13 protein-coding genes and 5 pseudogenes are annotated in these 18387 nt (G+C 52.8%); 1 reads left to right on the forward strand and 17 read right to left on the reverse strand.

Going from position 1 to position 18387, the window contains the following annotated elements; translation table 11 throughout:
* Window positions 1-210 (reverse strand): annotated as a pseudogene (locus CRI63_RS05390) (transposase family protein); the annotation flags it as partial.
* 162 nt (window positions 211-372) lie between these two features.
* Between CRI63_RS05390 and CRI63_RS24240 the strand changes: the two are divergent.
* A pseudogene (locus CRI63_RS24240) lies at window positions 373-495 on the forward strand (toxin SymE, type I toxin-antitoxin system family protein); the annotation flags it as partial.
* A 38-nt stretch (window positions 496-533) separates the two neighbouring features.
* On the opposite strand, the gene CRI63_RS05395 reads toward CRI63_RS24240, so the two are convergent.
* The 16 genes and pseudogenes from CRI63_RS05395 to tssK form a co-directional block, all read right to left on the reverse strand.
* Window positions 534-890 (reverse strand): hypothetical protein, encoded by a 357-nt coding sequence (locus tag CRI63_RS05395; RefSeq protein ID WP_000635646.1) that lies wholly within the window; start codon window positions 888-890, stop codon window positions 534-536.
* A gap of 373 nt (window positions 891-1263) precedes the next feature.
* Window positions 1264-5020: pseudogene (locus CRI63_RS05400) on the reverse strand (RHS repeat-associated core domain-containing protein); the annotation flags it as partial.
* Window positions 5021-5040: 20 nt separating this feature from the next.
* Window positions 5041-5483, reverse strand: a pseudogene (locus CRI63_RS24810) (DcrB-related protein).
* Window positions 5484-5506: 23 nt separating this feature from the next.
* On the reverse strand, window positions 5507-7720 hold the full coding sequence (tssI, locus tag CRI63_RS05410) for a type VI secretion system tip protein TssI/VgrG (RefSeq protein WP_135518753.1): 2214 nt from the start codon (window positions 7718-7720) through the stop codon (window positions 5507-5509).
* A gap of 24 nt (window positions 7721-7744) precedes the next feature.
* Window positions 7745-8116: a hypothetical protein gene (locus CRI63_RS05415; RefSeq protein ID WP_089621603.1), complete on the reverse strand. Its 372-nt coding sequence runs from the start codon at window positions 8114-8116 to the stop codon at window positions 7745-7747.
* Entirely contained in the window at window positions 8113-8361 is a 249-nt protein-coding gene (locus CRI63_RS24255) for a hypothetical protein (RefSeq protein ID WP_240782724.1), read from the reverse strand. Before CRI63_RS24255 ends, CRI63_RS05415 begins: the two co-directional genes overlap by 4 nt.
* Window positions 8336-8848, reverse strand: a complete 513-nt coding sequence (locus tag CRI63_RS05420; RefSeq protein WP_240782270.1) for a hypothetical protein — start codon at window positions 8846-8848, stop codon at window positions 8336-8338. The genes CRI63_RS24255 and CRI63_RS05420 overlap by 26 nt, the downstream gene beginning before the upstream one ends.
* Window positions 8849-9040: 192 nt before the next feature.
* A pseudogene (locus CRI63_RS24260) lies at window positions 9041-9136 on the reverse strand (cytoplasmic protein); the annotation flags it as partial.
* A 42-nt stretch (window positions 9137-9178) separates the two neighbouring features.
* The gene (locus CRI63_RS05430; RefSeq protein WP_130218498.1) at window positions 9179-9652 is read right to left on the reverse strand and encodes a hypothetical protein; all 474 of its coding nucleotides are present in this window, start codon (window positions 9650-9652) and stop codon (window positions 9179-9181) included.
* Window positions 9637-10011, reverse strand: a complete 375-nt coding sequence (locus CRI63_RS05435; protein WP_240725983.1) for a glucosaminidase domain-containing protein — start codon at window positions 10009-10011, stop codon at window positions 9637-9639. The genes CRI63_RS05430 and CRI63_RS05435 overlap by 16 nt, the downstream gene beginning before the upstream one ends.
* A 120-nt stretch (window positions 10012-10131) precedes the next feature.
* Window positions 10132-10902 (reverse strand): TagF domain-containing protein, encoded by a 771-nt coding sequence (locus CRI63_RS05440; protein ID WP_135518755.1) that lies wholly within the window; start codon window positions 10900-10902, stop codon window positions 10132-10134.
* Window positions 10902-14768: a type VI secretion system membrane subunit TssM gene (gene tssM, locus CRI63_RS05445; protein WP_135518757.1), complete on the reverse strand. Its 3867-nt coding sequence runs from the start codon at window positions 14766-14768 to the stop codon at window positions 10902-10904. The genes CRI63_RS05440 and tssM overlap by 1 nt, the downstream gene beginning before the upstream one ends.
* Window positions 14768-15055, reverse strand: a complete 288-nt coding sequence (locus CRI63_RS05450; RefSeq protein WP_016233840.1) for a hypothetical protein — start codon at window positions 15053-15055, stop codon at window positions 14768-14770. Before CRI63_RS05450 ends, tssM begins: the two co-directional genes overlap by 1 nt.
* On the reverse strand, window positions 15052-15738 hold the full coding sequence (locus CRI63_RS05455; protein ID WP_135403848.1) for a hypothetical protein: 687 nt from the start codon (window positions 15736-15738) through the stop codon (window positions 15052-15054). Before CRI63_RS05455 ends, CRI63_RS05450 begins: the two co-directional genes overlap by 4 nt.
* Window positions 15739-15745: 7 nt before the next feature.
* Window positions 15746-17047, reverse strand: coding sequence for a type VI secretion system protein TssL, long form (tssL, locus tag CRI63_RS05460; protein WP_135403849.1), 1302 nt, complete (start codon window positions 17045-17047; stop codon window positions 15746-15748).
* Window positions 17044-18387: a type VI secretion system baseplate subunit TssK gene (gene tssK / locus CRI63_RS05465; RefSeq protein ID WP_130209727.1), complete on the reverse strand. Its 1344-nt coding sequence runs from the start codon at window positions 18385-18387 to the stop codon at window positions 17044-17046. Before tssK ends, tssL begins: the two co-directional genes overlap by 4 nt.

The raw sequence follows: 18387 nt of genomic DNA on the forward strand, positions 1-18387 counted from the left end.
CTCTGGCAATGGTATCGTGAACAGGAATACCATTTTCAAAATCACCATACTGCTTCAAAAAATCGAGATGTGTTTCCCCAAAATCTTCTATATCTTCCCATCCTTCTGCACCAGAAATAACGGCACAAATAGTCAACAGTAGAATATCCGATAATTTATGTTCACTTTCCAGGCTTGTCTGTAATCGGGAATAATAGAAATATGTTCCATCAATTTTTTTAAGTTCCATTTTGCTCTCCTTAATTATGTAAGGAGTATTTGATCATGTATAAGTAATAAAAAACAGCTTCAGGTAATGAGGAATATCTCAATTTTTAAACATAAAATGCGAATTATTTAGTACAAAAAGTGTACTTCTGATGATCTTTCCCTGGATGCCTGATCCTGCTTGCGGATAACAACGAAGAACAGGAACTGCGCAGGGAGCTTTATAAGGTTAAACAGGTGGTTAAGTGGATGCGGGATGGGATGTTTAGTGTACTGAACGAGAAATAAATAAAAGGGGCGAGGCTGATTCCGCCCCCTTTTATTATTTAACAATATTTAATTTCATATTTCCCTATAATATCGAACACATGGTCATAAGTACTGATAATTATGTGCTGAACTCCATCTCTTTGGATATCCTCTACTAAATCGAAACTTGATGTAGTATATTGCTCAAAAGGATAATCATCAACTTTATATATAGATAACTTTTCAATTTTGCTAATAAAAACCTCGAGACTTACATCATAAGCATCTTTAATAGCAGGTTTGCAGGCAGACAACGATAAGGAAGCTTTGATGGTAAAGTTAAATGGATACAGATTTAACTCTGTTCCAGTTAAAATCAACGCATCTCGGCCATATATTTGACCATATTTTGTTTCTAGTGCTTTTACAATCATATTAGCCACAACCTCTTGTCCTCACTGTTCTGCCGCCATTTTGAGTTGAAAATCTTCGATCTAAATTAATTTTTGACAATTCCTCTGGAGTAGCCCATCTCGAAGGGATCTTCGATACACCGGCTGCTTTGGCAGCATAAAGTCGTCTATTATCTAAAGTAAAGACTGAATCTTTATGAGCACCTTGTGATAACAATCTTTCCTGAACATTTGCAGGTAAATCCCGCATTCTAACTTTTCTAATAGGTTCAACGTGATTTATATATGACGGGTCATTTATAAGTCTGTGAATAAGCCCATTAACATTTCTTCCGTCTTCAAAAACACCATTTATACTATCTTGTGAGAATAGAATTGTTTTAGGGCTTACTGGTGATAATCCAAGAGGATCTATCCATGATAACGGGTTTGGAACATAACTATAGAGGTTTAATCCCCCAAGCAGCCCTATCGGGTCCTGGCTGATAAACCGCCCGCACTCCGGCGCATAATATCTGAACAGATTGTAATGCAGTCCTGTTTCTTCGTCAAAGTACTGCCCCGGCAGCCGCAGCTGCTGCTCAAAGTACGCCCCGCTGTTGCTGATGTCGCCCCGGTTTTCACCAAAACCCGCCTGGTAGCCTGCCCACACCAGCGTCCCGTCCGGCGCGGTCACCTCCTGTACCGTGCCCGTCAGATCCGTGTGGTAATACCAGATTTTTTGACTCTCTCCGCGCCCCGTGATGGCGGCCACCGGCGTGTACGGCTGTTCCGCGTCGTACAGGTATGTCCGCTTTCCCTGCCACGTTGTCTCCTGCAACAGCCGGAACCCTTCCCACACAAACGTCGTCCGCCGCTGTTCCCTCTGGTCCGTATGGCGGCCATATGTCGCCTTGCTGATGCGCCTGCCCAGCGCATCATACTGATACCGCGTCTCGCTGTTGCTGCTGATGACCCGCGTTAACTGGCCCTGCGCGTTCCACTCCAGCTGCTGGTCCCTGCGCTCTGTCAGTTCGCCCCATTCGTTATAGCGGTAACGGTCACGCCCGTAGCCCGGCAGGCGGTTATCCGGCACCGCTCCCTGATACTCGTCCGTCAGCAGGTTGCCCGCTTTGTCGTAATAATAATGGTCATGGTCGTACATCTGTCCCGTGCGGCTGGTCAGCCAGCCGCTGCGGTCATAGCTGAACACCAGGCAACCGCGCAGTTTGTCATTGATGCCGCCGACTTCTCCGTCTGCGTTCCAGATGTAATCCCGTGCCGTCACGCTGTCGTTCTGCGCCGGAGGTTGACCGGCCTGCTGCGGATTCTGGCTGCCGCCTGGCAGACTGCGCTGCCAGCTTAACCGGTTGTCGGCGTTGTAGCCGCTGAACGTCGCCAGTTTCCCCTGCGTGCGCATCACCTGACGGTGCAGGCTGTCACGCTCATATTCACTGACCGTGATACCGTCCAGCGCTGTCTGGAGCAGGTGCCCGCTGCCGTAATAAAGATGGCTGAGATGCTGCCCGTCCGGCAGGGTAATGTCGGTGGGATTGCCCAGCGCGTCACGCCGGTACTTTATGCTGCCGTGCACGCTGTGCTCTGCCGTCAGCCACCCGCTGCGGTCATACGCAAAACGCACCCTGTCCGCCTGCATGTGGTGCAGTCGTTCCCCCGCCTCCGTGGGAGTGAGCGTCACTTCCGTTATCTGGTCAAGACGGTTGTAGATGAAGGTCCGTGTACTGTGCTGCGTGTCACTGCGCAACAGGCGGCCCAGCGCGTCACGCTCCTGCCGCTCATTACGCATCCCGCCTTCTGTGCCCTGCGTCTGGATGATGACCGGATACCCGCCCGCATTCAGCACAAACATCCGTATCAGGCCGTCCGGGCGCTGTTCTCCCGTCAGCCGTCCGTCGCCGTCGTAGCTGAACCGGTAAAGCGCCCCGTTGCCGTTGCTCAGGCTGGCAATCCATCCCTCCGCGGTATAATGCCAGCGCGTCTCCCGTTTCTCTTCATCCGTATGGAGCGCCAGCAGCCCGCGCGGCGTATACTGCCAGGACTGTACGCTGCCCGTGATGCGACGGTGGCTGCTCAGTAACCCCAGCGCGTTCCAGGTGTAACGGTCCTGCTGTTTACCGGGGTGGCTGACCGTCTCCGGCAGCCCCAGACGGTTATAGCTAATGCGTACCGTTTTCCCTTCCGCGTCCGTCACCGCCGTCAGGTTGCCGTCCTCATCGTATTCATAGCCCGTGGCGCGCCCTGAACAGTCGGTGTAACGCCTCAGTTGACCGCGCGCATCGTGCACCAGCGCAACCTCGCCGCCCCGCGCATCCGTGCGGCTGACCGCCAGCCCCTGTTCATCATACCCGTACCGCGTGACGCGCCCTTCCGGGTCCGTCTCCCGTATCACCTGCCCGTGTTCGTTGTAATCCGCCTTCCATATGTGGTCGTCATCCAGCGCCCGGCGCGTGATTTCATCAAAACTGCCGTTCCACTGCGTCTGCGTCACCCGGCCTGCCGCGTCCGTCTCTTTCACCACCCGGCTCAGGGTGTCGTATTCCAGCGTTACCCTGCGTTCGCCGGGGAGTTCCACCGCTACGGGAAAATGGTTTTCGTTGTACGTGAAGCGGTACATTCCGCCGCCCGGCGTCCGGTGAGCAGTCACATACGTATCTTCATCAAACCACCACTGCCACTTCTGCTCCGGCCTGCCGGTTACCACCGTCTGCCCACCAGCAAAATCATAGTGGAACCGGTAATCCTCGCCGTCGCTGGTCGAGTGCTCCACCACTCTGGGAAACCCCTCAATCCTCTTCCCAGCGGTAGGTACAGGTAAAGCCCGTCGCGTTGCGGTGCTCTGTCATCAGGCCATTTTCATAGGCAAACTGGCGTACCGTCACACCGGCCCCGTTCACCACGCCAGTCAGTTGCCCGTTATCGTCGTAGCGATATTCCACCAGGTTACCGGGACGCCCGCCTTTCACCAGTTCAATATGCGAAAGTCTTTCCCCTGCCGGCGTCACTGTGCGGTGCAGTAACAGATGGTGCCCGCTGCTGGAAGCCACCCGCACCAGCCTGCCGTTCTCACGCCCGAAAGCAATTCGCTGCCGGTACGGTGTCTCCATAAAAAGTAATGGCGCGACGCCGTGGTCATCAAACTCATCAAACACGTAGTAGCTGCGGTCGGTGTAATGCAGCACATAGCGTCCGTCATGCAGGCGGCTAAGGTAAAACTGCTCTTCGGGGTCAAATATCTGGTGACCCGGTGTCAGCATCGCTTTCGGATAACTTAACTCCCGACCTTGTCCGCCAATCAGAGTGATATGTTCCTCATCAGCTCGCAGGGTTATTTCCCAGTTCAGCCGCCATCCTCTGCCCAGCAATCCTTCAGTTTCCAGGTGGCTGGCATAAAAGCGCGAACAGGTAACAGGCAGACGGCCAGGCAGGGTGAAATCCGTTTCCGGCAGCAGAATTTTTTGCCCTGTAGTGACATCCACCGGGTTACTGAACAACCCCATAGCGACCTCGGAAACGGCCATCCCGGTAATTTCGCCGCCAATAAATTTGGCCGCGCATTTTGTGCCAAATTTCGACCCCATCTTTGCCGCCTGGCGTGCGGCTCCGGCAAGTCCGCCAAGCATTCCGGCAACCACAAACAGTACATCCACCACCTGACGCAGCCAGTCAGGGATTTCCGGGCTGATTTCCAGTACCGTCTGCGTACCGCCGCCGAGAAAGACATTGGGGGAGCCGTCCTCAATCACTGCATCACACTCAGTGTGGTCATCCTTGCGGGCAGCTGGCTGGCTGTTGATGTAGATGTTGCCGGAACCCTGGGCAATGCGGATTTCCGGGGAATGGTCTTCGCATATCACCGTACTCAGTACGGCGCGGGCGGCCGGGCGACTGTTGGTGCTGACATTATCAGAACCGGTCAGAATTTTTCCCACTGTGGAATGTATCGAGCGCCCGATGGCTTCTCCCAGTTGCAGGACTCCGGAAGCTATCTGATCAGCCAGAAAACTCAAAATCAGCCCAGCCAAAAAGCCGCAGGTAACAAAAGCAAAGCTGGCGACGGCAATAATGGCGATACCTATGATGGCCCCTATCAAAAACCCGGCAAGGGCGCTGGTGTGGTAGATGGGATCATCCACCCGTGCGGCTTCATACATGACAAAACCTCCCTGTTTTTTTAGCTTTTAGCAGGCTGAAAACTGGTCAACCATGCAGTCCATAGCTGGTCGGTGTGCTCATCAAAAGGACGCTGACTGGTCAGCGTCAACACCAGTACCTTTGCTGGCCCGGTGATAAACCCGGCCTGACGCTGGTACACTTCTGTTTTTCCAGAACGATGAGTTGCGAGAATCTGTTCACCTGTCATGGCAGCTTCGCCAGTTCCCGCCAGTGCCGTTCCCCGCGAAAGTATCCGGTGCTGGCCCAGGTTTTTTTCATCAAGGCTATCTGGCGGTCAATATAGGTGGTCAGATTTTCATTTGGCCTGAGCGTATCGCGGGAAATATTCAGACTGGGAGTTGCCCTCTCATTGCCCGACGGGACGAAGATATTGACGGTGCGATCAAGAAAAGTTTCAGGCAGGGCAAAGCTGCCCTCCTGAATACGGTAAAGGCTGGTCATAGATAAAATCCTTTTATTATTTTTTATTCAGAAGCATCCGGAGTGGATAACGGGGCAATATCATCCGCAGTAATGGCTTTTCCGCCATCCGGGTTCATATCAATGCCACTGCCAATGAGTTGCATAACATCGCTGGTGTGCAGTAAAAGTTGTTTTCCGCAAAACTCAATCGAGCCATCCTTGTGTAATACAAGCGCTGCATTGCCGCAACGAAGGGTAAATTGATCGCCAACATCCAGACGATATGTCGTTCCGACATTGATGGTTTGAGCCAGTTTGACGGAAAGACCATCATTTTTTGTGATGGTGGCATTACGGTCTTCTCCCACGCTGATGGTTTCATTTTTGACAATGGTTTTTGTGCGATCGACCATGATCGTGTGGGTTTCATTGTTTTTTACCGTAGTATTCAGGTCTTTTTCCGCGTGGAACTTCACTTCTTCCGCACCAGTTTTATCGTCAAAACGCAGCATATTTCCGTTAGTCGGCCCTCCCTGCAATGAGTGGCTGAATATCCCACTCTGCGACGCCATGCCCGGCAGCCCCCACGGCGGCATCGTGTCCTGGTTATAGGTGCGCCCCACGATGATGGGCAAATCCGGATCGCCGTTTTTGAAATCCACCAGTACTTCCTGGCCAATACGCGGGATCTGGATCATGCCAAATCCTTTCCCTGCCCACGGATAGCTGACACGGACCCAGCAGGAGCTGTTTTCGTCATTGTTACCGTAACGATCCCAGCCAAACTGCACCTTCACCCGGCCATATTTATCCGTCCAGATTTCCTGCCCCGCCGGGCCGGTGACGATGGCGCTCTGCGGGCCTTTGGTGTGGGGTTTGCTCAGGGTTCGCTGTGGGCGGTAAACTTCGCTGGTTGGGTGCAGTTCAAACGTGGTGACATAGGTAAAATGCTGATCCTGGCCGCTGTGCTGCGCATTGTCCCGTAAAAACAGCGTGGTCTGTACCAGCAGGTATTCCTGATTAATTTCTGCCGTCGGGTGATTCATCAATGTAAAGGTGTACCCGGTCATGAGGGTACGGATATGACCGGCCCCATGTGCCCGGCTGCCTGGGCTGCGCTGCGCTTCCATACGAATGCGCGTCAGCATCTCGCCTTCGCCCGTAGTGAAGTAATCACCAGGCCATTCGTAATGCTCGTATTCAGCATGACCGGTATCACGCGGACTGGCCACGGTACTTTTAAGCAGCGAACGAGGCTTCATAAAATCAAAATCGTCCATCACCCACTTTCCAGTACGCAGCCTCTCACTGGCCGTAATGGTGTGGATAAATTCCTTATCCAGTTTCAGCCCTTCCTGGTGCCACTCCACCAGCGGCGAGTCAGGGCACGCTTTATGACCATTGATGGCATCCGCCAGCACCAGCGTGTGGCTGTTCTCGCTGTGCTCAAACCACCAGTAAATCCCCCATTCCTGCATCAGGCGCTGGATGAAATCGAAGTCGGTTTCACCATACTGCACCTGCCAGGCGCGGGGTGGATAATTTTCCACCAGCCGCTTTTCCACCGGAAAGGAATATTCATCCAGCACTTCATCGAGAATCTCCACCACGGTTTTGTTCTGGAACGCCTTATAGTCGCTGGTGTGGGTCAGCAGCTTCAGCCACGGCTCAATGCGTAATTCATACGTTACCGAACGGCCCTCATGACCGACCACCCTCGCCGCCGTCACCAGCCCGCTGATATACCGTTTTCCGCCACCGTCCAGTTCGATACTGACGCACAGGTCTTTGCCCACCATGGGCTGAAGCGGCAGGTTAGCAGCGGGGGAAACGTACCCCAGGTTCAGGGCGTCCGGCGTTTTAAGCTGTACTGTGTAGGAAAACAGATTCCCAAGCCCTTCCGAACCATTCATGCCTGCAAACAAAAGCATCTGCGGCGGCACCGCACTACCACTTACTGTGACGTTATGCGCGCCCGGTCCACCGGCAGAAATCGACGCCGCCGCATCCTGAACTGCACCAGCCATATCCGATATCCCTGCTGCTGCAGCGGCAGCCTGCGCAGCAGCTACTGCGGCTTTAACCAGACCTGACGGTTCCGGCAACGCACCAAACAGGTCCGCCACTGCCTGTTCTGCCATCTCCTCGGCGGCACCAGATACATCGGTTGCGGCTGAACCAGGGCTTATACCACCACTTTCTCTGGCTATAAGTGGCGTGGAGATAGCTGGCCCACCGTTACTGCCAGATTTATTACCCGTAGATACAAAACTCATGATATTTATTCCTTTAATATCGGATTAGAATTTAGCGCCCGGCTGCCAGAAAAAATAAGAAATAACCCGCCACTGTCCATCTTTATAATGAAAAAAACATGTCAGATTTAAATCCCCCCGCAAATGCCAAAACATTTCTTTGATGGGGATATTTCTGAATTCAGGATTTGTTGAGCGATAGGTATTTTCAATTTCTATATAATATTCGCCTACAAGTTTATAACGAGGCTTTATAAATTCATACGCTGGCTGACCATAGTTATTTAATAGAACATTCTCTTCAACTCTATTATACACACCACTCGCATTCAGATAAGCATGTACAGGAATATCAGGCATGCTATTTTTCGCCCCACCCACTATCAAAAAAATAATCACAGCGTATATTAGTTTCATTTTTTTACGCTTTTCACAAAAAAATTAGAACCCGGAACCATTCTATTTAACCGCTCAATGACATTTCCCATATAACGAGAGCGCAGTTCCATACCAATATTCATTAACGCACTGGCGTCCCCAGAGAATGGTGTAGTTGCTTTATCTGCATCATCACTATAGTATTCATCAGTAAGATATCCAATAATATGCCCAAGCTCGTGAGACAGCCCTATTTGCTCATGGCAAATTTTTTGATGAACCAAGGCATTTAGCTGCTGCAACTATATCTTTAGAGTCAAGTTCAACGTATCGACTATTCCAGACAATGGAACTCTGACGAAAACTATTTGGATCATCATTATCAATTTTAAACACCACCACATCCCAATACCCATGCCGATCAGTCTGAATTATTTCTATTGTGAAAGATAAATCCTTACCATTAAACTTACTGACAAACTCAGACTTCCCAGAAACGGATAAAAAAATCTTATTATTCCATGTTTGATTAATGACAAAAATAACTTTCCCATGAAAGGCATTTTTCTCCATATCTGTCCAATCAGTTTTTGCATCCCATCTTTTTATCCAATTATATTTCCATCTGAGCAACAATGAGATTGCACCATTTTCACGGTCAATTTTTAAATCTCCCCAAGCATCATTGTCCCTGATATATCGTTTATCCAGCATTAAGTCGTCATAAGCATCGTATGCCTGCTGAATAGCCTCATCCTGAGAGTTACCCATGTTCACCTCCTTATATTGCTATATATCCAATAAACCTGAAGATGCTTGCTTACCCACCAACGCAGATGGGACCAAGGGTAGCCTGAAGTAAACAGATAGCAATCAACTTGAAGTTCATGGGTATATTTGTTTCCCCATCTGCACGTTTATCGTCATATTTTTGTATAGCTATTCTCAGCATTCGTGGGCACATTATTTTTTCTCCAGTCGCAAAGCATCCACATACCGCCCCTTGCTGTTCTGCTGCCAGAACCATCCATGCCCCTGCTGCGCCTGCGTTAACATTTTTGCTAGCCAGCACGGTCACGGCAGGCAATTCCATGACATGTACTACTCATCCGTACAACCCAGCCCCCGGCGCTGAACCACTTCACTGGCAAACGTTGCTCCGGTTTTTTTCATTATTCCTTTTTGTATTTTTTGCAGCGCGGAAAATGAGATTCTCCTGCATGAATACTCTTCCCATATATCACCAGTTACAGGGCTAACTGAAAATAGTCCCCACACATCTGTCGCACCGGCGGAAGGAGAATTATAACCTACCCCAAAACTAAAATACCCAGGATGAAACAGGTTACCTTTTTTATCCTTCAGAGAACCGTCAAGAAAAACCCCAGACAATTCCACATTATATTTTTCATTTTTTAGTGAAAAAACCAATAATGCCTGCGTCTGTGTTTCAGTAAGACCTGACTGGTTAACATTCGTTAGATCAAACCGCGGCACATTCCTGATAAGAATTTCAGCACAACAATTCACGGACACGACCATGAAAAGCAATACTAATATTAATTTACAGGACATGTTATTCTCCGCTTAACCATATTAATCACCCCCACTAACTCACTAGCATAACCGGTATGGCCGCCATTACTGTTTTTACCTGAATTAAAACCAGAATCAATCAATGCCTGCGCAAATTGCTCCGGAGATTTTTTATTTCTGACCGCATTACCAAATCGGATTGCAAAGGACTTTCCGCTAGTTGAAAAAGAGGTATAAGTGGCAACCCAAACCTTATTACTCCCCAGCGGGTGAACCTGCCCTGACTGTAAAGGTGTCGGACCATGCATGGAAAAATAGTTATTGTATTCTGTCGCGATTCGACCCTGTCCGTAAAAGGACTCCTTTGCGGCAAGCCCCAGGATATTTTCTACGGGCACATCAAGTTGTTTAGCGATTAATTCACATTCTTTCAGATATTGCTGTACAAACCTTACTACACCAGCGTTATTACAGGCTTTATCATAAGAACCAATGATTCACTCCTCATCTGATTATTTTTAATGCTGCCGGATATCCAACCGCAGCGCATCCACATACCGCCCTTCGCTGTTCTGCTGCCAGAACCAGCCCTGTCCTTGCTGTGCCTGCGCAAGCATTTTGTCCGGCCAACCCGGCCACGGCAGATGACGCACACCGGGCAGCTCCACTACCGGCGCGTCCGGCAGGTCGGTCAGTTCCCGGCTGCGCTGCGGTACACGTCGCAAGCCGCGCAACCACTGTGCCCAGCGCGGCCCCGGTCGCCATAGCGCCCACAACTGGTCGGCCTGCTCCATCAGTCGCCCGCAACGTTCTGTCTGTGGTGAGACATGAGCTGCCGTCAACTGCGCCAGCCAGTACAGCCAGCCCTGCGTGTCATCCAGGCTCTCTTCCAGCCATTCTCGCCCGGCACGCTGGTAAATCACCAGCGGCCACGGTCTGCCCGTACTGTCTCGCGATGCGGTCAATACTCCGGTCAGCCACTCATCACGCCCGCCAATGGGTAAAAATCCCGGCGACAGGACAAAACTCCACGGCAATGGGTGGTGTTCCGGCAGCGCCGTTTTCTCACGCGGTGACAGGTGCATCCAACCGTCATTTATTCCGGCCTTCGCAGCATCCGTTCCTTCCGGCAGAACAATATGCCGCCCCTGCCCCAGCCACGTCTGCTGGTTCAGCCACGCCTGCCACACCTGCCCTTCGTTCGCACTCACCCGCCAGCGTACGTAGTCCCGCTGGTCTGGCAGCCTGCCGAACATCGCCGGGGCCGATACTGCCGTAGCGCGGCGCATCAGAGAATCCTCGTAGGGCAACTGAAGTTTTGCAGCAGCTCGCGATCCACCGGGTCAAAGTCTCGTCCGGCGGTGATTTCCAGCACCACCCGCCGCCCGTCAAAGCTGTACTCCACCTGCTGTGTTCCCCGTACCGCCGTCTCCTGCGCCTTACCCGCATCCAGCAGGTGAAACAGCGCCCACGGTCCATTAGTCAGTAGCGTCGAGGTGTCCTGGCGAATGCGCGGGCTGGCGGTGATTTCTGCCATTGAACCGTTACGCGGCCCCGGCCAGTTCACTTTTAGCGGCCTGACCGGGCCATGAGCGTAACGCAGCACCTGGCCGTCGATATCAATCACCAGTTCAGTGATTGCAGGGTCCATATCCACGACGCGGACCTGCATCGCCCAAGAAAACTTTTTCCCGCCTTCCCCATTAAAAAAAACGCTGCGGATCTGTTTCGCCTCCTGAAATGGCATCAGGTCCGGTCCCTGTAAGGTCATATTGCCTTCGGTCGGTTTGTAGCGCCACGGGTTGCTGGCGGTATCCGCCAGCGGGGCCAGTTGCTTCGTCCAGAAGGCATCAAGCACACCGCCGCTAGCAAAGATACGGTTAAAATCGTCCGCGCTGACTTCCTGCGGGCTGTCGGTGAAGGGGTAGCGCCCGTCAATGGCATCACGGCACTCATCGCCGATCACCGCTTCCATCTGCGCGTTCAGCACTTCACCGGTGCCGGCGTTGATCTTTCGCGTTCCCTGCTGCGTGAGATCCAGCAGAATATTTTTCAGCGGTGCGGGCAGTTTTGCCGCTTCCAGTTGTAGTTTATCCGCCGCCGAAATGCGGCCCGGTAATGTGCTCGCAGCCAATGCACTGTCGGCGATGGTGAGCTGGGTGTAATACTCATTGAGCATCGTCAGCAGCGAATTTAACTGCGGCGCCCCGCCCCCCTGTCCACTGTCCGTCCGCCCGGAAACCACTTCCCGCAGAGCGGCGAAACGGTCATCCACCAGCGATTTTTCCAGCCGCTCTTCCGGGTGGATATCCTGCAACAGCTTTGCCGTCTGCACTGCTTTACCCGCATTACCGGAGAGCCGGTCCTGCGCGCGCTGGGCCATTTGTTTTTGTCTGGCCTGCGCATCCAGCGGCGGTACCAGCGTGGTCTGCTCCACCACCGCTTTACTCAGGCGCATTAGAGGTGAGTCAGGCGAGGCCAGTGTGCGAAGCACCTGAAGGTCATACGCCAGTCCGGGACTACCGTCTTCTCCGGCACTGTTGATGCTGTGAATACTAGCCAGAAAATCCTGCCAGCGGCGGGCATATTCAGCCAGATACAGGCGGCGTACTTCACGGGTAACCGGGAGTTCCTGCCCCGGCAACTGGCTCATCACAATATCAGTCGTTTTTTTTTGCGCGTTTTCCCGGCCCATTACCCAGGCGTCGTCCGCTGATGCGGAGGCGACAAACTCCGACAGCCGTTTGTCGAACAGTTCCCGGTAGCCTTCGCGAGTAAAGATGCCGGGCACGCCCCTATCCAGTGGCGCGCCATCCGTGCGGACAAAAACCGTCCCCGCATCCGCGCCCACCGCGCGAACCAGCGAAAACTCCTGCGGTGCTTCGCTCTCCATGGAAGCCAGGGCTCGAGTATAGATACGCTCGGTGCTGGTATGACCGTCAAGGAAAGCCCGCGCCATGCGGATCAGTCCCTCATCTTTGTCATAAGGCGAATGCACCACGCGGCTGCCGTCAAACAGGGCGTCGATATGTTCCAGCACCGCTGCACGGCCGCCGAACTCCGCCACGCTATCGCGGTTTTCCAGATCGTTCAGTACCCAGGTGTGGATCTCCGCTGCGTTGTATTTGTCCTCGTGGTCTTTATCAAGATTCAGCAGCAGATAAACATGCAGAGCGTCATACGCGGCTTTGCTATCCTGACGAGCAATGGCACCTGAAAGCACATATTCCATGCGCTTCACCAGTGGCGGCAACAGGAGCTGGTCCAGCAGGCGGTCATACAAGGATGCCACGCTCTCCATCACTGGCGGAACGCTGTAAAGCCCATAACGCCAGGCCAGCGGCGGTGAGTCCGGGTCCAGCCCCGGCCAGGCAGTGAGCGCCCGCGCCTGGTTCAACAGGACAGGGACAGGCTGCATAGCAGGTTTTCCGGTATAGGCTTTGACGTCACCATCCAGTTGGACCGTCCGGCTGGCGATTTCATTCAGATAGCCGCTGTTACCCTGCTGGCTGCCCTGCATTCCCTGCCACAACCAGAAAGCCAACGCTAGTACCAGCAGATGCCCGCCAGTACGCAGCAGGCGATAACGCCAGGCCCATTGAAGATTCGGCTCCACCAGGTGTGCTTCACGGAAGATAAACTGGGTCAGTAGGTCATGAAGAAAATAGCTGCGGTTGCCGTCCGGTAAGGTATGAAAAGGTGACTCCACTTTCCCTTTGATCGCCCGGACAAAGCGCTGCCAGATGCCCGTCTGATCGGCCACCGCGTCTGCCTGCGCCTGTGCGGCGCTGGTAAAAAATACGCCGCGTAGGGTGTTGTTAAGCTGAGTGGCGTCAAATTTTGAATCGAGGAAAATCTGTTCAATGGCTTCCAGCAGCGGCGCGCCCAGCGCGGAAAATTCGCGCGGAAAGCGGTAGAGCCGTTGACGGCTTTTAAGGTCGTACTCTTCCTGCAACCGGGTATCCAGCCCCTGATCCAGCCGCAGCGTCAGATTTGCCAGTTCCTGGCCACAGAGCGCATGCAACGACTGCGGATCGCTGGCGTGACGCCTGCGGCTGTATGGCAGGGTGAAGCCCCAGACCTGGGCACGCAGGTGACTGGTCAGCCCACGGAAATACTCCGTAAAGCCCGGCAGCAGATCCATCTTAGTGACAACCAGATAAACCGGGAAACGAATACCCAGCGTCTCACGCAGTTCAGCCAGCCGCGCACGCAGAGCCGCACAGGCAGCCAGTCGTTCCGCCGGGGACTGCGCGGTCAGATCCGCCACGTTTAGCGTCAGGATAACGCCGTTCAGCGGTGCGCCGGGACGGTGTTTACGCAGCAGCCCCAGAAACCCCTGCCATTCCCCGGCGTTGCGCTGGGTCGCACTGATTTCACCGCCGTCATCGTGGCGAGCATAGCGCCCGGCGGTGTCAATGAGCACCGCTTCGTTGGTAAACCACCAGTCGCAGTGCAGCGTGCCGCCGCCCGGCACTGTGAGGATATGCGCGGTTTGCTCCATCTGCTCCGCCAGCGGAAACTGTAGCCCGGTGTTAAGCAGCGCGGTAGTTTTACCATCACCGGGGCTACCGATAATCATGAACCAAGGCAGTTCGTACAGAAAGCGTTTTCCTTCCAGTACCTTACGCCAGCCCGGCAAGTCTACGCGCAGTTGTTTCAGTTGCCGAATAGCGCGAGTGACAATATGGCTGACGGTGCGTAAGTCGGCTTTAATTTCCCCTGCCACCGGAACATCTTCCCCGCGCGGATGCAGGAAACGGCGCAGCAGTTGTTCATCCAGACGCAGCGCCCGCCACAATCGGTACAGGCCATACAGCGTATAAGACAGAAGGATCAGGCCGATAAGCGTCAGACGCAGCCACAGCGGCGCAAATGGATGAACATCACCGAAGGCCAGCAACGGTGAGACAAAGCCGATAACCAGGCACAGAACCGTAACGCCAATGATGCTCATAGACCAATTAACCAGCCACAGTGCAAGGAACATCAGTAACAGAACGATAGTGACTACCCGGCTACCCACGGACGCAAGCGGATGCAAGGTGTCAAACGCCACCAGCGGCCCGATAAACCAGACCAGCAACGCCAGCACCACCACGCCGACAACGGCCAGTGTGCGGCGGGAAAACAGCAGACTGAGAAATTTTTGCATTATTGTTCAGAGCTCCATGCGGTAATCAGTAATAGCAAAATACCCAGGGCTGAAAATCCCTTTCCTGTACGCGATACTGAAAGAAAATAAAGAACAATCTGAATAGCCACTGAAATAGAATAAATTAATTTTCTGATTACATCTCTATTTCCGTTTCCCTGAGGTAATGCTGTTATTGAAGGGTCCATATCCTGCATCCACTGGTACTCACTCCCGGAAAAAAGCATGATAGTGACCAATCCCATAATAAATAATAACCACCCTGATATCTGAATTATTTTTCTCATGAAGACTTCCAGGTAGTTATTAATAAACTAGAGAAATGTAACCAGTTATTTATAATAAAATCGCCACAGCTGGTATCTTCCTTTATTTTTTCCAGACTAAGGGAAACACCTCGATTATAACAAGCTCCAATAATTCTTATTTGTTCTTTTGTCAGGTGAGGTAAGGATACCTGAAAACCATCTTTTTCAGCCAATTGATAAAGATGTCTTGCAGCTAATTGTATATTAAACACATCATGCTGGAGACAATTTGCCAGCTCACGCAACTGAGAGTTGTCCATTTTAGTCCCATCAAGCCCGAGTGTTCTGGCTGCAGTTCGCAATTGCATACTCACCGCACCAAAAGAAGTTTTTTCTGGTTTCGAAGCGATTGTGATATGTTCATCAACCCATTCAGGCCCACTCCAACTCATAGCACGAAATTCAAATGCCAGCGTGTCTATAATCTGAGGATCTCCCCCTACTTCAATCCAACAAACTCCAGCAAGTAAGGGGGCAGGTAAATGCCAGGCATTTGCAGCTGCATTGATCAAAAGACAGTTATGCTTCACCCAACCATCTTTAAAATAACGCCCAAATGCTACGCCTCCCCCCCATTTTTTAGGCGCCAGTTTCCAGAATATAAATTCTGTTACTCCCCACACTGGCGAATGGTTAGACGCATTACACTCTAGCTTTTCCATTATTAATTCACTCCACCACCAGAATTTCCACCCGGCGATTCTGCGCTCGTCCAGTTTTAGTACTATTATCAGCCACCGGCATAGTATCCCCTTTACCAACGACCCGAATCCGGCTGGCCGGAACGCCACCGGATGTCAGCAACGAAGCTACTTCTGCCGCACGTTTTTCCGACAACACCTGGTTGGACGGGAACTCAGCGGAGTGGATCGGTTGGCTGTCGGTATGGCCGGTCACCGTCACGGCACCGCCCACACGTGCAATCTCCCGCGCGGCCTTATCAATCACCGAGCGCAACGTGTCATTCACGGTTTTCTGCCCCGGTACAAACATCGTGTCGCCACGGAATACCACCCGACTGTGGTGCTCATCTTCCTCAACCGTTAGCAGGCCACGCGCGATTTCGTTCGCCAGCAGGATTTTCAGCCGCAGTTTGTGCACCGGAACGGGCGGTGGCGGCAGGTGTTTACCGATGGAGTCGATACGCTGCTGTACAGTTTCGGTGGCGAGATTCATCCGGTGGCTATAAAGGCCAAACACCGTCAGCATCACCAGCAGAGCTATTCCTGAACTCAGCCAGACCGGCATCCGGCGCATCCGCCGCATCCGTCCGCTGACGGCACCGGTAAACCCCGGAGAGAGCGTCGGCGTTATCGGATCGCGGCGCTGGACCAATTGGGTCAACAATTGCTGACGGATATCGTCCAGTTGCTTACGCCCGTCGGGCCGAACGCTGTAGCGGCCTTCAAAACCCAGCCCCAGAATGTGGTATATGATTTCCAGCACATCGCTGTGCTCCTGGAAACTTGCGGCCAGACGCCCAATTATCTGAAATAGCTTGATGCCGCCTTCACTTTCGCCATGAAAAGTAACCAGCAGGCTTTTTCCAGCCCAAACACCACGACGCCCCCAGGTGGTGTTGTTGGCAGCTTCGTCAAGCGACGTACACAGGCAATAGCGCACCGCCAGCACATGTTCGCGGCGCAGGTTTGCCTGATCACACAGCGTCTGGTATCTACGAACTTCACGCTCCAGTAAGACACGGTAATGTTCGACAAAACCTGGGGAAAGTTCGCGGGGCATTTGCGCCAGTGCGCATAGCAACGGGCTGGCCGCTGCCAGTAGAGGATTCACGGCAGCAGTAATTTCGGCCAGACGAAGCTTCATATCCGGGCCATCTTCAACCACCACCTTGATATCTTCCCCACGAAGGCTGTCCTGGATGTCATTATCAGGCGGCTTTGTGCCACCCACTGATGGCTGGAATGACAGGGTATTCACCGCAGGTGGCGTCAGAATCTCGTCGGTCATTTATCGCGAACTCCCCACAACTCCAACTCCAGCCCCGGAAATTCTCCGGCGGTGTGCATCGCCATACCGCCATAGCGGGCGATATGTTCCCACAGCACACCGTCGCGGCGGATGTCGTAATAGATGTAGCCAGCCTGGAACGGGATCTGACGCGGCGGCACCGGCAATACCTGTAAAGCAAGACCCGGCAGGTGCGAGCGAATCAATTCCGGCAGGCGTTCGGACGGCCCTATTTTGGTCTGGGCCGAAAAATGTTGCAGTAAGGTATCTGCGGACATATGCGCCTTCACCGCCAACACTAATGAGCTGAAATCTGACAGTTCGGAAGGCTCAACCACCGCATTGAGAATACCGTAAGTTCCCTCCTCCAGAGTGATTCGCTGCGCTCCGCGGATCAGCACAGCATTCAGCAGGTACTGCACCTCATCCACTACCGATTTCAGCCCGGCATAGGGCGTCAGGTGCTTATATTCTTTATATTCTTCCGGACGGCGCGTCTGTGGCCGTACGTAGGTAGAGAGTTCCCCAGCCAGTTCACACAGGTTCCGATAGAGCACTTCTGGCGACAGCGGCGTTTTCGCCATATGAATCAGTAAGGGGCCGAAACGATTGAGAATTTGCAGAAGCAGGTAATCCGATACCTCTGCCGCCTCATGGCCGTGTTTATCGCTGCCCGTCAACCGTTGCGCCAGTGAATCTGCGCGCATTTTTATCAAATCGTTGATCCACGACAGCCACGTACATATCAGTGCGCTTGCCTGGTAATTTGCCACCGGCGGGATCAGATCGTTGTCAAGCTCGATGCGTCCATCAGGATGTATCGTCGTAATGCGCGTCAGGGGCAAACCGATCCACGCATCTGTCACCGCCTTTTCCGGCAACAGTCGCAGACGCAGGTGGCTAAGTTGCAACAGTTGTGCGCCGCGCCCCAGAGAGTTGGCATCGCGGATTTCATTTTCATGCACCGAAAAGCGTGCCAGTGATTCCGGGTTATTGCCGAAGCTGGTTTCTTCACTGTTCGGCGTACGTATTGGCACTGCCAGATAAATCAACTGGTTAAGGTGCTCTGGTAGGATGGTCAGAGGCGGCGGTAGTGGTGTGTGACCCGGCGCATTAAACGGCGTACCGTCGGCAAACACTCCGGAAGCCTTCGTGAGTACCAGTTTTCCGATGTTCAGCGCCTCACTATCAATGCCGTATTCACTAAAGCCCCAGAAAAAAGGCGAAAGCGGCAAACTGCGGTAATGAATGATATGTTCCAGATAGCGTTCCTGCTGCTGAAACATCTGTGGCAGCAAAAATTGTCCTTCACTCCAGACCACACGGTTATTCCAACTCAT

It is taken from the genome of Escherichia sp. E2661, assembly GCF_004745185.1.
Classification (GTDB): domain Bacteria; phylum Pseudomonadota; class Gammaproteobacteria; order Enterobacterales; family Enterobacteriaceae; genus Escherichia.